At 73.0% G+C, this 12,643-nt stretch carries 12 protein-coding genes; 6 read left to right on the top strand and 6 right to left on the bottom strand.

All coding sequences use genetic code 11. The annotated features are described in order from the left end of the window. Nucleotides 1–18 precede the first annotated feature (18 nt). From PUR26_RS20105 to PUR26_RS20095, 3 genes are read right to left on the bottom strand one after another with little or no spacing between them, the layout of a single operon-like run. Nucleotides 19–636, bottom strand: a complete 618-nt coding sequence (locus tag PUR26_RS20105) for a histidine phosphatase family protein (protein ID WP_329873801.1) — start codon at nt 634–636, stop codon at nt 19–21. Continuing rightward, nucleotides 633–2,120, bottom strand: coding sequence for an FGGY-family carbohydrate kinase (locus PUR26_RS20100; RefSeq protein WP_329873800.1), 1,488 nt, complete (start codon nt 2,118–2,120; stop codon nt 633–635). The genes PUR26_RS20105 and PUR26_RS20100 overlap by 4 nt, the downstream gene beginning before the upstream one ends. Beyond that, nucleotides 2,113–3,699: an FGGY-family carbohydrate kinase gene (locus tag PUR26_RS20095; protein ID WP_329873799.1), complete on the bottom strand. Its 1,587-nt coding sequence runs from the start codon at nt 3,697–3,699 to the stop codon at nt 2,113–2,115. Before PUR26_RS20095 ends, PUR26_RS20100 begins: the two co-directional genes overlap by 8 nt. Nucleotides 3,700–4,419: 720 nt before the next feature. Here PUR26_RS20095 and PUR26_RS20090 point away from each other — a divergent pair. Beyond that, nucleotides 4,420–5,145 carry an esterase/lipase family protein gene (locus PUR26_RS20090; protein ID WP_329873798.1) on the top strand — a complete coding sequence of 242 codons (726 nt, stop codon included), beginning with the start codon at nt 4,420–4,422 and terminating at the stop codon, nt 5,143–5,145. Between the two features lie 402 nt (nt 5,146–5,547). On the opposite strand, the gene PUR26_RS20085 is transcribed toward PUR26_RS20090, so the two are convergent. Then, nucleotides 5,548–6,741, bottom strand: coding sequence for an FAD-dependent monooxygenase (locus tag PUR26_RS20085; protein ID WP_329873797.1), 1,194 nt, complete (start codon nt 6,739–6,741; stop codon nt 5,548–5,550). Between the two features lie 102 nt (nt 6,742–6,843). Between PUR26_RS20085 and PUR26_RS20080 the strand changes: the two genes are divergently transcribed. Then, complete coding sequence (locus tag PUR26_RS20080) at nt 6,844–7,557, top strand: TetR/AcrR family transcriptional regulator (protein ID WP_329873796.1); 714 nt, start codon at nt 6,844–6,846, stop codon at nt 7,555–7,557. A gap of 172 nt (nt 7,558–7,729) precedes the next feature. Here PUR26_RS20080 and PUR26_RS20075 read toward each other — a convergent pair whose 3' ends face one another. Further along, on the bottom strand, nt 7,730–8,674 hold the full coding sequence (locus PUR26_RS20075; protein ID WP_329873795.1) for an RNA polymerase sigma-70 factor: 945 nt from the start codon (nt 8,672–8,674) through the stop codon (nt 7,730–7,732). 172 nt (nt 8,675–8,846) lie between these two features. Between PUR26_RS20075 and PUR26_RS20070 the strand changes: the two genes are divergently transcribed. Then, nucleotides 8,847–9,332: a carboxymuconolactone decarboxylase family protein gene (locus PUR26_RS20070; protein WP_329873794.1), complete on the top strand. Its 486-nt coding sequence runs from the start codon at nt 8,847–8,849 to the stop codon at nt 9,330–9,332. A 252-nt stretch (nt 9,333–9,584) separates the two neighbouring features. Here the strand turns inward: PUR26_RS20070 and PUR26_RS20065 are convergent, their stop codons facing one another. Beyond that, nucleotides 9,585–10,205 (bottom strand): DJ-1/PfpI family protein, encoded by a 621-nt coding sequence (locus PUR26_RS20065; RefSeq protein ID WP_329873793.1) that lies wholly within the window; start codon nt 10,203–10,205, stop codon nt 9,585–9,587. Between the two features lie 238 nt (nt 10,206–10,443). Between PUR26_RS20065 and PUR26_RS20060 the strand changes: the two genes are divergently transcribed. The 3 genes from PUR26_RS20060 to PUR26_RS20050 all read left to right on the top strand — a co-directional run bounded on the left by PUR26_RS20060 (nt 10,444) and on the right by PUR26_RS20050 (nt 12,629). Further along, nucleotides 10,444–11,067 (top strand): histidine phosphatase family protein, encoded by a 624-nt coding sequence (locus PUR26_RS20060; protein ID WP_329873792.1) that lies wholly within the window; start codon nt 10,444–10,446, stop codon nt 11,065–11,067. 355 nt (nt 11,068–11,422) lie between these two features. Beyond that, entirely contained in the window at nt 11,423–11,650 is a 228-nt protein-coding gene (locus PUR26_RS20055; RefSeq protein ID WP_329873791.1) for a hypothetical protein, read from the top strand. A gap of 391 nt (nt 11,651–12,041) precedes the next feature. Continuing rightward, the gene (locus tag PUR26_RS20050; protein WP_329873790.1) at nt 12,042–12,629 is read left to right on the top strand and encodes an N-acetylmuramoyl-L-alanine amidase; all 588 of its coding nucleotides are present in this window, start codon (nt 12,042–12,044) and stop codon (nt 12,627–12,629) included. The last annotated feature ends 14 nt before the right edge of the window (nt 12,630–12,643 follow it).

Here is a 12,643-nt window from a genome sequence, read left to right as displayed (position 1 = left end):
GCCGTGGGCGGCGTGGTCTCAGGAGGTGGGGGCGATGGCGGGGACGTTGAGCCGCAGCAGGGACGCCTTGCCGTGCCGCAGCCGCAGCTCGGTGAGGGCCCCGTTCTCCAGCGCCGGGAAGACCTGTCGGTAGAGGGAGAGCCGGATGCCGAGCAGCGTGCACAGGACAAGGCGTACGAGGGTGGAGTGGGCGACGACGAGCACGCGCCCGTCGGGGAGTTCGTCCGCCACCTCCTCCAGGCAGGCGATGGCCCGCTCGGCGGCGGCGGCCGGGTCCTCGCCTCCGGGCAGGTGATGGGCCACCGGGTCGTCGAGGAACGCGGCCAGTTCCGCGGGGAACCGCTCGGCCATCTCGCCCCGGGTGAGTCCGTCGCCGCGTCCGAAGTCCAGTTCGCACAGCCGCTCGTCCACGCGCGGCGCGAGGCCCAGGGCGGCGGCGGCCGGTTCGGCGGTGAGCCGCGCACGCGACAGCGGTGAGCAGAGCACGGCGTCCAGCCGCTGTCCCGCGGCCCAGGTGCCGAGCGCCGCGGCCTGCCGCCGGCCGAGACCGGTCAGCGGTACGTCGGTGCGGCCCGCGTAGCGGTTGTCGGCGTGCCAGGTGGTCTCACCGTGGCGTACGAGGACGAAGTGGGTCACTGCCCGGCCCTTCCGCGCGCGTGGTCGGCCACGGACCGGTCCAGCCAGCCGCGCCGGGTCAGTTCGTCGACGAATCCGAGATAGGCGTGGGTCAGCCGGGCCGTGCGCGCCGGATCGGGACGCAGCTCCTCCCGTACGCGCACCATGGCGGCCGCGGCCTCCTCCAGCGTGGCGCCGGAGGCGGTCGCGGCCAGTACCGCCATGCCGACGGCGCCCTCGGCCTGTTCGGGCAGGGCGACCGGACGGCCCAGGACATCCGCGCGCAGCTGTGACCAGTAGCGGTTGCGGGCTCCCCCGCCGGTGAGGGTGAGGGGGCCGTCGACGGGGGCGCCGATGTGGTCGAGGTGGTCGAAGGCGAGCCGTTCGACACAGGCCACGCCGAGCAGGCAGGCGTGGAACCGTGCGCCGTCGCCGGACGGGTCACCGAGGACGAAGGGCACGGCGTCGGGGGCGCGGAAGGGGAAGCGTTCGCCGCCCGCGCCCACCAGCGGGTAGACGACGGCGGTGGAGCCGGACGCGGCGGCCCGTGCGGTGAGCGCGTCGAGGTCGGCGCCGGGGAACCACTGGGCGATCGCTCCGGCCCCGCTGCTGGACGCCCCTCCGGGCAGCCAGGCGCCGCCGGGGCCCCGGTGGCAGTAGACGGTCCCGGTGGGATCCCTGACCAGGTGGGGACTGACGCCCTTGAGGACCAGGGTGGTGCCGAGGACGGAGTTCCACGCCCCGGGTGTGAGGGCGCCTGCGCCGATCCCTGCGGCGCAGCCGTCGGTCATCCCCGCCACGATCGGCGTTCCGGCGGGGATGCCGGTGACCGACGCGGCCGCGGCGCAGACCGTGCCGAGCGGGGCTCCCGGGCGTACCACGTCGGGCAGCAGGCCGGGCGGGACGCCCAGGGCGGCCAGTTCGGATTCGGGCCAGCGCTCGTCGATCAGGTGGTAGCCGGTCTTGAGGGCATGGCTGGCGTCGCTCGCGGTCTGCCGTCCGGCCAGTCGCCAGGTGACGAGGTCGACCTGGTGCAGCAGCCGTGCTCCGTCCACGGGGGTGCGGTCGAGGAGCCACAGCAGTTTCGGCAGGGCCCAGGACGTTTGCATGGTGCGGTAGCCGAGCTGGTGCCATACGCGTTCCCCCACCCGGTTGACGCGTTCGGTGTACGCGCCGGCCCGCCCGTCGTCGTACATGAGGCCGGGTGTCAAGGGCGTGCCGTGCCGGTCGGCGAGGAGGACGGTGCCGGACGTGCCGTCGACGGCCAGGCCCCGTACGCGCCCGGGGGCGATTCCGGCGAGCGCCTCCCGGCAGGCGGCGGCGAGGGCGGACCACCACTGTTCGGGGTCCTGTTCGTGCCGTGGCCCGTCGCGGTGGCCGGTCAGGGGGCGGGAGACTGCGGCCAGCAGCCGGCCGGTGCCGTCCACGGCGACGGCCCGGGCGCTCTGGGTGCCGAGGTCGAGACCGAGGTGGACGGCGTCGGGGCCGAGGACGTCGTCAGGCATGACGTACGTTATGCGCGGGGGCGGGCCCGGGACCCGGTGCGGGGGCCCAGCCGAGGGACCGGGCGGTGTCGCGCCAGGTGAGGAACGACGCGTGGAGCTCGTCGTACCGGGCGGCCCGCCGCGGGTCGGGCTCCCAGGTGGTGCGCACGCGGACGTACTTGTCGGCGGCGGTGCGCATGTCCGGTTCGGCGCCGCTGTGGACGAGGCCGGTCAGGAACGCGCCCTTGGCACCGGGTTCGGTGTCGGCGCTGCGCGCGGTGGGGACGCCGGTGACGTCCGCGATCAGCCGGCACCAGTGGTCGCTGGCCGATCCGCCGCCGCACAGACGCAGTTCGCGGACCTCGGTTCCCGCTGCCCGCAGGCAGTCCCGTACGACCATCGACAGGCCCTCGAAGACGGCTCGGGCGATGTCGGCGCGTGAGTGGTCGAGGGACAGTCCCCAGAAGGCGCCGCGGGCTTGGGGGTCGAGGAAGGGGGCCCGTTCCCCGGCCGGCGAGAGGTAGGGCAGGAACGCCACTCCCCCGGCTCCGGGCGCCATCGGCCGGGCGTCGGGCGCGAGGGGTGCGCCGCCGGGTCGCGCCGGTGGTGTGACCGGGCGGGGGCCGAACGCGAGCTCGCCGAGGGCCGCGGGGCTCCCGATGCCCAGGGTGCGCGCCGCCCAGTCCAGGACCTCCGTGCCGGAGAGGGTCGGGAAGGCGCGCAGCACGCGGTCCGGGCCGCCGTAGGCGATGTTGATGCCGCAGGGTTCGCCGGTGGTGTCCACCCGCCGGGTCACGATCTCCGTGCACAGGGTCGTGCCGAGGATGCCGCACGCCTGGCCGGGGCTGACGACACCGGCACCGCACGCGGTGGCCGCGATGTCGTAGGGGGCCATCACCACCGGGAGCCCCGCGGGCAGCCCCAGCTCGTCGGCGGCGCGGCGGGTGAGCTCCGCGATGCGCTCGTCCTCCCCCAGGACCTCGGGCAGGAGCCTGCGCTGGTCGCCGAGCCCGAACAGGTCCAGGATCGCCGGGTCGTACCGGCCGGTGGTGTGGTCGAGGAAGGGCGCCGAGGCGTCGGACCGGTCGATGGCCGCGACACCGGTGAGTGCGAGGAAGAGCCATCCGGCGGCCGTGAGCGCCGTACGGGAGCGTTCCAGGCGCCCCGGGTCATGGGCGGCGAGCCAGCTGATCACGGCGTTCGGCATGCCGCCGCAGGTCAGCGAGCCGTTGCGGCGGTACGCCCGTTCCAGGACGCCGTCCGCCGCCCAGCGGGTCAGCAGGTCGCCGGCGCGTCCGTCGGACCACAGGATCGCGGGGCCGGTGGGGCGGCCGTCGTCGTCGACGAGCCAGCAGCCGTCGCCCTGGGCGGTAAAGCTCATCAGCCGTACCGGGGCGTGCTCCCTGCCGAGTCGGGAGAGGGCCCCGCGCACGGTGCGGACCACACCGTTCCACACCGCGTCCATGTCCTGTTCGGCCCAGCCGGGGTGGGGCCGCAGCACTTCGGTACGGGTACGGGAGAGGGCGATCTCCTTTCCCCGGGCGTCGAACACGACCGACTTGATGACCGATGTGCCGACGTCGACGGTGAGAACCGACATGACTCGCATACCTGCCCCTTCGCAGTGGCCGTACCACCGGACCGCGTGGCCGGTTCGCGGACGCCGGGGGGGGCGTGCCGCCGGGGAGAGCGTCGTTCGGCCCCGTATCCGTCCCGCGACGGCCCGGTGCCGCTGTGAGGTCGCTGGATACGGCCGCTCCGTCGGGCGGTGGGCCGGCCGGTCGTGTGGGGATCACGTGGGTTTCGCCTCACACGTTCCCGCCGTCACGGGTGCCTGTCCACCCCTGGCCGGTGGAGTGAACCGGAAAGGACCGCCTCGATGGCCCGTATGGATGCCCGCAAGGATCTCCGTCGTGGGCCGGGCGACGTCGGCCCGGTGAGGGCGAAGGGGTTCGTCCCCCTGCGACGCGGGCCGAGCGGTTCTACGCCGGTGTGAAGACCGTCCACCGCGATCCCGCCGCGCTCCGGGCCCAGGGGGTGTCCCGTCCGGGCCGGCCGTGTTGCGGGACGTCTTCACCGTCTGCCGGGTTCCCGCCCGGAAGCCGGCGCCCGCCCGCCCCCGGAGCGGTCCGCACCGGCTCGCTTCCAGCGGTCTCGGCGCGGTCGGGGGAGCCGGGTGCCCCGCTCATCGCCCTCGGCGGTCCGTCCTTCCGGGAGTACGACGCCAAAACGTTTCCGCGGTGAAGGGCGACGCCCAGGCGGGTGAGCCGACCCCGGTTCTCATGGTGTCGGGTGCTGTCGTCCCGCTACAACCTGGTGTGTGAACTCTGCTCTGCTGCGCACCACTTGCGCCGTCGCCCTGGCCTTCGCGGCCCTCCCTTCCGAGGCCGCGGCCGCCCCCGCCGTCTCAGCGGAGGCGCCCGCCACCACGGCCGCCGTCCCCGATCCGATCGTCTTCGTGCACGGCTGGAACAGCAGCGGATCGACCTGGAACACCATGGCCGACCGCTTCCGCTCCGACGGCTGGCCGAACGACCGCCTGTACCAGTGGACGTACGCCTCCACCCAGGCAAACGCCACGACGGCCGCCCAGTTGGCCCAGGAGATCGACCGCGTCCTGGCGGCCACCGGCGCGGCCAGGGTCGACCTCGTCACGCACTCGCTGGGGAGCCTCTCCTCCCGTTACTACCTCAAGAACCTCGGAGGAGACCGCAAGGTCGACGCGTGGGTCTCGCTGGCGGGCCCCAACCACGGCACCGACACCGCCTACTGGTGCGGCGGCGCCGCGTGCGCCGAAATGCGTCCCGGTTCGGCCTTCCTCAACGCCCTCAACGCCGGTGACGAGACGCCCGGCACTCCCCGCTACGCCACCTGGAAGTCGCCCTGCGACATCATCATCAACCCCGACAGCACCGTGTCCCTCACCGGCGCGGTGAACAACCTGACCACCTGCCTGGGGCACACCGAATTCCCCCTCGACGCCTCGGTCTACGGCTCGGTCAGGGCGCACATCGCGGACCAGGCCGCCGTCGGCCGGAACGGGTGACGTCGTACACCGCCCGGCCGCGCCCAGCGGTGGACCCGCGCGCACCGGGCGCCGCGGCCGAGCGGATGGCGCGCGCTCGTGCGGGTCGCCGGGTGGTCGCACCGCCGCCCCGTCCTGGATCCCTCGCCCGGACGTCCCGGGAGGCCCGTGCCGCCTTCGGAGCGATCCGCCCGGCGGTGAAGGTGTGACGGTGCACGTTCCGGGAAGAGGTGGGTCAGGACCCCGTCGTGTCTCCCCCGTCGCGACGGGGTCCGACCCTTTCCGGGCCTCGGGCACCGGAGCAGAGGCTTCGCTTGCGGGTCGCCCCTGCCCCGGTGTCCGGCGCTTACCCGGTGTCCGGCGCCCGCCGCGACGGCGCGTCGAGGCCGGGCCTGAATGCCGGGAGGGCTTCGCGCAAGCGGGTCACCGAGCGACGTGGCCCGGGTCGTCCGCGTAGTCGGGCAGGGCCAGGGTGCTGCTGACCTTCTCCCCCAGCCTGAGCATCGCGTTCAGGAACAGAGGACGGGACAGCAGGGTGTTGCGCAGCCGTATGCCGGCGGCTGTGCCGGGCGCCAGGAACTTGCCCGCGCGGCCGCCGCCCGTCTGACAGCTCCTGGCGTACCCGCGGAGCCTGCTTTCGTACCGGAGGAAGGCCGCCCGGTGGTCGCCCCGCGCCCGCGCGAGTTCGCCGGCCAGCACATAGGCGGCGACCAGCGCGGCCCCCGTGCCCATGCCCCCGAGGGTGGCCCCGCAGGCGGCGTCACCGATGAGGCACACCCGCCCCTTCGACCAGGTGTCCGCATCGGCCCGGCTGATCGAGTCGAAGTACAGATCGGGAGTCCGGTGCAGGGAGGCGAGCAGGCGGGGCACCTCCCAGCCGAGGCCGGAGAAGGCGCTGCCGATCAGACGCTTCTGCTGTTCGGGATCGTGGCGGTCGTACGCCAGTTCCGGCGCGGCGAAGACGAAGAACGCACCGGCCAGGGCAGGGTCCCGGTGGTCGGCGCCGACGGCGGCGAGCCGCCCCGGCACGTTGTACCCGACCGACCCCTTCTCCACCCCCAGGTCGTTGGGCAGCTGCCAGGCGGCGGCGTAGTAGCCGAGGTGGCGCACATGGTGCTCCTCCGGGCCGAAGGCGAGGCCGCGGACGTGGGAGTGCAGCCCGTCCGCGCCGATGACCAGGTCGAAGTCGCGTGAGACCCCGTGCCGGAAGTCGACCCGCACACCGGAGGAGGTCTCGGTGAGACCGGTGATCGAGTCACCGAAGACGTACTCGGTGTGGGGGAGGCTGTGTTCGTACAGCACTCGGGCCAGGTCTCCACGGGGCACCTCCAGCTCACCTCCGGCGAACTCGGACGGCAGACGCAAGAGCGTCCGGCCGCGTTCGTCGACGAAGCGCATCGGGCTCCCGCCGGTCTGGAGCGCGCGCAGTACGGGAACGAGTCCCATCCGTTCCAGCACGGTCAGGTGCGTCTCGCCACGGAAGTCGACCGCCTGGCCTCCCTGGCGCAGGGCCGGGGCCAGTTCGACGACGGTGGGTCTGAATCCGTGGCGTCCCAGCCAGTAGGCCAGCGCCGGGCCGGCGATGCTCGCGCCGGAGATGAGGACGTTCCTGCTCACGGGTGCCTCCGCTCAAAAACTGTGTCCTAAGGACACGGACAGAGACTGTGTACCCTGGAAACAGTTCGCAGGGCAAGACCCGGACCGGAAGGAGCGGCAGACATGGATGGCGCCGGCGCCGAAGTGGTACGACTGCTGTGGGGTCCTCACCCCAAGCCGACGCGCGGACCGAGGCCGACACTCGATCTGCACCGCATCGCACGGGCCGGGATCGAGATCGCCGACGCGGCCGGGCTGGCCGATGTGTCCATGCAGCGGGTCGCCGCACAGCTGGGCGTGACGAAGATGGCCCTGTACCGGTACGTGCCGGGCAAGGCCGAGCTGGTCGCCCTGATGGTGGACGCCGCGATCGGCCCCTGCCCCGCGCCGACGCGGCCCGGTGGCTGGCGGGAGCAGTTGGAGGAGTGGGCCCGCCGTTTGATCACCGTCTTCCACCAGCACCCCTGGGTGCTGGCCGCCACCGTCGGGCCGCGTGTCCCGGGGCCGGGGGAACTGTCCTGGCTGGAGCGTGCCGTCTCCGCGCTGGACGGCACAGGGCTGAACGGCGCCGAACGGATGGACGCGGCCGTCCTGCTGATCGGTCACATGCGCGGCATCACCCAGCAGGCGCAGGCCGCGGGACCCGCGGGCAACCCCGAGGCGCACCTGGGCGCCGTCCTCGGAGACCTCTTGCGGGAACACGGGGAGCCCTTTCCCGCGCTCACGGCGGCCCTCGCGTCCGCGCTCCACACCGAGGGGCAGGATCAGGCGTGGGAGTTCGGGCTGCAGCGCATCCTGGACGGCCTGGCCGCACTCATCGACCGGCGAGCACGCTGACCTGGGCCCGGTGCCGGGCACTCCGGGCCCGCCCTGCCCATCGCCCGAGGGCGGGCCCCGCACGCCACCCGTCGCACGGGACGGCGTCCGCGCCTCCAGCGGTGCGCGGGGCCCGTTCACGCCGGGCCCCGTCCGCCTCCGTGCGGCCACCGGTTCACACCGGTTCAGCGGTTCAGCGGCGCAGGGTGGTCTCGCGCTGCATGTGCGACAGCTTCTCGGGGTTGCGCACGGCGTAGAGGCCGGTGATGAGGCCGTCGTCGATGCGAACCGCCATGACGGTGTCGATCTCGCCGTCGAGCCGGATCACCAGCGCCGGGCGGGCATTGACCTGCACCGGTCGCAGCGACAGCGTGGTGACCCTGCCCAGACCGTGGACCAGCAGCCGGGCCACCTTGTCGGCCCCCACGATGGGCCGAAGCACAGTCTGCTTGACTCCGCCGCCGTCGCCCAGGAGGACGACATCGGGCGCGAGGGTGTCGAGCAGGCTCTGCAAGTCGCCCGTCTCGACAGCTCGCCGGAACGCGTCGAGCGCTTCTCGGGTCTCGGCCGGGGAAACGATCCCGCGCGGCCGGCGCGCCGCGACGTGAGCACGCGCCCGGTGCGCTATCTGGCGGACGGCGGCCGGACTCTTGCCGACGGCCTCGGCGATCTCCTCGTACCCGAGATCGAACACCTCGCGCAGCACGAAGACCGCACGCTCGGTCGGCGCGAGCGTCTCCATGACCAGCAGCATGGCCATCGAGACACTGTCGGCCAGCTCGACGTCCTCGGCCACGTCGGGCGCGGTGAGCAGCGGTTCGGGCAGCCAGGTGCCGACGTAGGACTCCTTGCGCCGGCCGAGCGTACGAAGCCGGCCCAGCGCCTGGCGTGTGGTGATCCGCACCAGGTACGCGCGCTGGTCCCGGACCGTCGCGAGGTCCACACCCGCCCAGCGCAGCCAGCTCTCCTGCAGCACGTCCTCCGCGTCGGCGGCCGAGCCGAGCATCTCGTAGGCGACGGTGAACAACAGGTTGCGGTGGGCGACGAACGCCTCGGTGGCGGTGTCCGCGCCTCCGCCGCCGACGAGCTCCCCGGCCGTGCCCTTCGTGCGCGTGGGCTCACTGTGCTTGCTGTTCACCGGCTGCTCCTGCCTGTTCGCTGTCGACGGTGTCACGCGCACAAGACGCCGGTGCCCCCGGATGTGTGACACCCACGATCAGTGGCACACCTCACACCGCCTTCCCGTCACACGGAGCGGAGCGCCGGCATCTCGTGTTCGACAGTGCGACACCACGAGTGAGGACGACGCCATGGACACCCGATTCAACTTGTTCGAGAACGAGATCGGCGCCAAGTTCGCCAAGCGGTTCGCCAACGCCGGCCTGGTGCTCCAGCAGTCGCCGCTGCCGCACTCCACGCAGGAGCTGATGTCGCTGCGGGCCAGCCAGATCAACGGCTGCGGATGGTGCATCGACATGCACACCAAGGAGGCCACGGCCGCGGGTGAAACGGCGGACCGGCTCCACCTGGTCGCCGCCTGGCGCGAGTCCAGCGTGTTCACCGAGGCCGAGCGGGCCGCGCTGGCGCTCGCCGAAGAAGGCACCCGGCTCGCCGACGCCCATCAGGGCGTGTCCGACGAGACCTGGGCCGAGGTACGCAAGCACTACGACGACGACCAGGTCGCCGCGTTGGTCATCATGGTCGCCCTGATCAACGCGGCCAACCGGCTCGCCGTGATCGTGCGCCTGCAGGGCGGGTCCTACGAGCCCGGCATGTTCGCCGCCGCGTTCAACTGAGCGACGGACGACGGCCGAGCGCCCGCGGGCCCGGCCCCGGATCTTCTCGGTCCGGGGCCGGGCCCGCGGGTCCAGGTTCCGGACACGCTCCAGGGTCTTCCGTCTGGATCAGGCCGGATGGGTCAGCGGGGTCCGGCGCTGGGGATGGCAAGGCGGAGGAACGAGACCCTGCGGAGCATGGGCGACTGACGACGACGCGTTGAGCGTGCGTGCCAGGGGTCGCCCGGCCGGACGGGACGCTGAAGACACTCCCTAGGCCAGGGTGCGAGCCCGTTCGAGCACCTCGGCCGGGGCCTTGGCCACCGAGCCGGTGTCGAAGGGGGGCTGCGGATCGTACTCGGTGTAGAGCTGGATCGCCTGGGCGGTGGTCTCGTCGCTGAGCAGGGCGGCCAGCCGGATCGCCATGTCGATACCCGAGGACACCCCGGCCGAGGTGATGATCCGGTCCTGACGGACGACCCGTTCGGGAGTGTAGACGGCGCCGTAAGACTCCAGTTCGGCGATCACGCCCCAGTGGCTGGTGGCGGTCAGGCCGTTCAGCAGACCGGCCGCCCCGAGGACCAGGGCTCCGGTACAGACCGAGGTGGTGAAGCGGGTGCCGGCGTGGATGCGGCGGACCCAGTCGAGGAATTCCGGATCGTCCGCCACGGTCCAGGCGCCTCCCCCGCCGGGGATCAGCAGGACGTCGCAGTGCTCCACCTCGGAGTACCTGGTCGGGACGTGCACCGGCAGCGCGCCCAGCACGTCCTGCACCAGGCCCGGCTCGGGGGCGACGAAACGTACGGTCGCGCCGGGCACATGGGCCAGGACCTCGTACGGTCCGATCGCGTCGAGCGGCTCGAAGCGGTCGAAGAGCGGGATCACGATGTCCATGAGCCGCATCCTAGCGGGGAGTTGACCGACGTTCGTGGGGGCCGGTGAACCCGGCGGACCCCGGGGTCAGGCCGTGCGGCGTGAGGATCGCTCCTCCTCCTCCCCCCCCCGGCGGGCCCTCGCCTCGTGCGGCGGGTCGCGGTCCTCCGCCGCGCCGTCCACCGCGGCGGAGGAACCGGCGCCGAGGGGCCGGCGTCCACCGATAGACAAGATCAGGAATGGGCTCGAAGGAGTGGGAATGACCGGCACAGCCACCCGCTATCCCTATCTCGTCCGGCACGGCGAGGCGTCGCCGGACGAGAGCGGACTGACCGAGGACGGCCGCCGGCAGGCGGTACTGCTCGGCCGGCGCCTGCGGGACATCCCCCTCGCGGCTGTGCATCACGGCCCGCTCCCCCGGGCGGAACAGACCGCACAACTGATCGGGGAACAGCTGGAGAACGTGCCGCTTCACCTCTCGGAGGCCGCCGGTGACTACGTTCCCCACATGCCGGCGAGGGACGAACTTCCGGCGCATGCGGCGGACTTCTTCCTCCGCTTCCTCGCCGGTGCCACACCCGAGGAACGGGAGAACGGCCCCGTACTGGCCCAGCGGGCCATGGACCTCTTCACCGGGCCGGCGGACACGGAGGAGGACCGGCACGAACTGGTCGTCACGCACAACTTCCTGGTCGCGTGGCTGGTGCGGGAGGCCATGTACGCGCCGAAGTGGCGCTGGCTCGGCCTCCACCACGGCAACGCCGCCCTGACGGTCATCCGGTACGCGCCCGATCGGCCGGCGTCCGTCCTGGTCTCCAACGACATGCGGCATCTGCCCGCCGAGCTGCGCTGGACCGGCCTCCCGCCCGCGCGGCACATCTGAGGGCACCGCCGCGGTGGCCCGCCCACCGCGCCACGCCCACGGCGTGCCGGTCGCCACCGAGCCGCGGCTCCGACCGGGAACCCTTCCGGAGGTGGTCCGTAGCCGTCCGCGATCCGCGATGATCCGCGATCGAGCAGACCCTCCCGGCTGCTGCCGTCCGGCGCGGCGGCCTCGACGAACCCCATGCCGCTGTCCGCCGCTGCGCTTCGCCGGTCGCTTCCCCGGTCTGCTCGCCGGGCGGTGCCCCGGACCGTTCCGGCGGCCTGACGGCCGGCGTTCCTCCTCAGGCTGTCCGGGTACTCGTCGGCTCTCGCCCCGGCACCGCGGGCGGGTGACCACTCCCGGGAGGCGTGACATGAGTGAGCAGACTCCATCCCAGGCGGAGGGCGGGCGGGAGCCCGGCAGGGACCGCCGAGGCAGCGGGGCCGGTGACACCGGTCACCGCGAGGTTCCCCGTACGACCCCGTCCCAGGCCGAGGGCGAACGCGGCACGGAGGACGGGACCGGACAGCGGCGCAGGAACGTCCCCAAGCCGGGCCCAGGGCCCGTGCGGCGCGAGGAAGGGCAGGAGGACAAGGGCTGAGAACGGGCACCGGAGAGGCGGTGCGTCCGTCGGCGGGGAAACCGCGCCCGACGTCGCGGGGCCGGTGCGGCCTTCCGCACCGGCCCCGCCCTCCGTGCGCCTCGACGAGCCGTGCCGTGCCGGAGCGGTGGGCGACGGGGCGCCCGGCGCGGTGACGAGAGGCACGGCGGAGAGGGAGACGGGACGCGGCGCGGAAGCGGGCTCGGCGTCGCTCCGGCGGTCACGCCCGGATGCGTCCAGCTGCTCCGACCAGGCGGTTCGGGGTCATTGGTCGGCCCAATGGCAGGAGCCGGGAGACCTTGGCAGACGGGAGGACGAGCCCGCATCATGACGCCAGGTTGTCATGCACACACCTACCGACGCCCCTACGCCCCCTGCTCCGGGAGTCTCCATGGAACGTGCCCTGCCGTCACGCCGAGGACTGCTGCGAGGCGCGGCGCTCACCGCCGCCACCGCCGGGCTGGGGGCTCTCACCACCCGCACGGCGTCCGCCGCCTCGTACCCGACCACGCACTGGATACCGGCCAGCCCGTCCAACTACACCGTGTCGACGCGCCCCGCCGGCTATCCGGTCGAGTACGTCGTCATCCACATCACCCAGGAGACGTTCCAGGACGCCATGCGGATCTTCAAGGATCCGGCCCGCAAGGTCTCCGCCCACTACATGGTGGCCTCCGGCGACGGGTACATCGGCCAGTTCGTCCGGGAGAAGGACATCGCCTGGCACGCCGGCAACTGGAGCTACAACACCCGCAGCATCGGGATCGAGCACGAGGGGTGGGTCGACCGGCCCGAGTGGTTCACCGACGTGATGTATCTCCGGTCCGCCATGCTGACCGCCGCGATCTGCGACCGTTACGCCATTCCGAGAACCCGTGCCCGCATCATCGGGCACGACGAGGTACCCGGGGCGACCCACACCGATCCCGGCCCGCTGTGGGACTGGACCCGGTACATGCGGCTCGTCAGCGGCTTCTGAACTCCGCCGCCGAC

The organism is Streptomyces sp. SP18CS02, assembly GCF_036322365.1.
Taxonomy (GTDB): domain Bacteria; phylum Actinomycetota; class Actinomycetes; order Streptomycetales; family Streptomycetaceae; genus Streptomyces.
The sequence above is the reverse complement of the archived record's forward strand: the minus strand, read 5'-3'. Positions and strand labels throughout refer to the sequence as shown.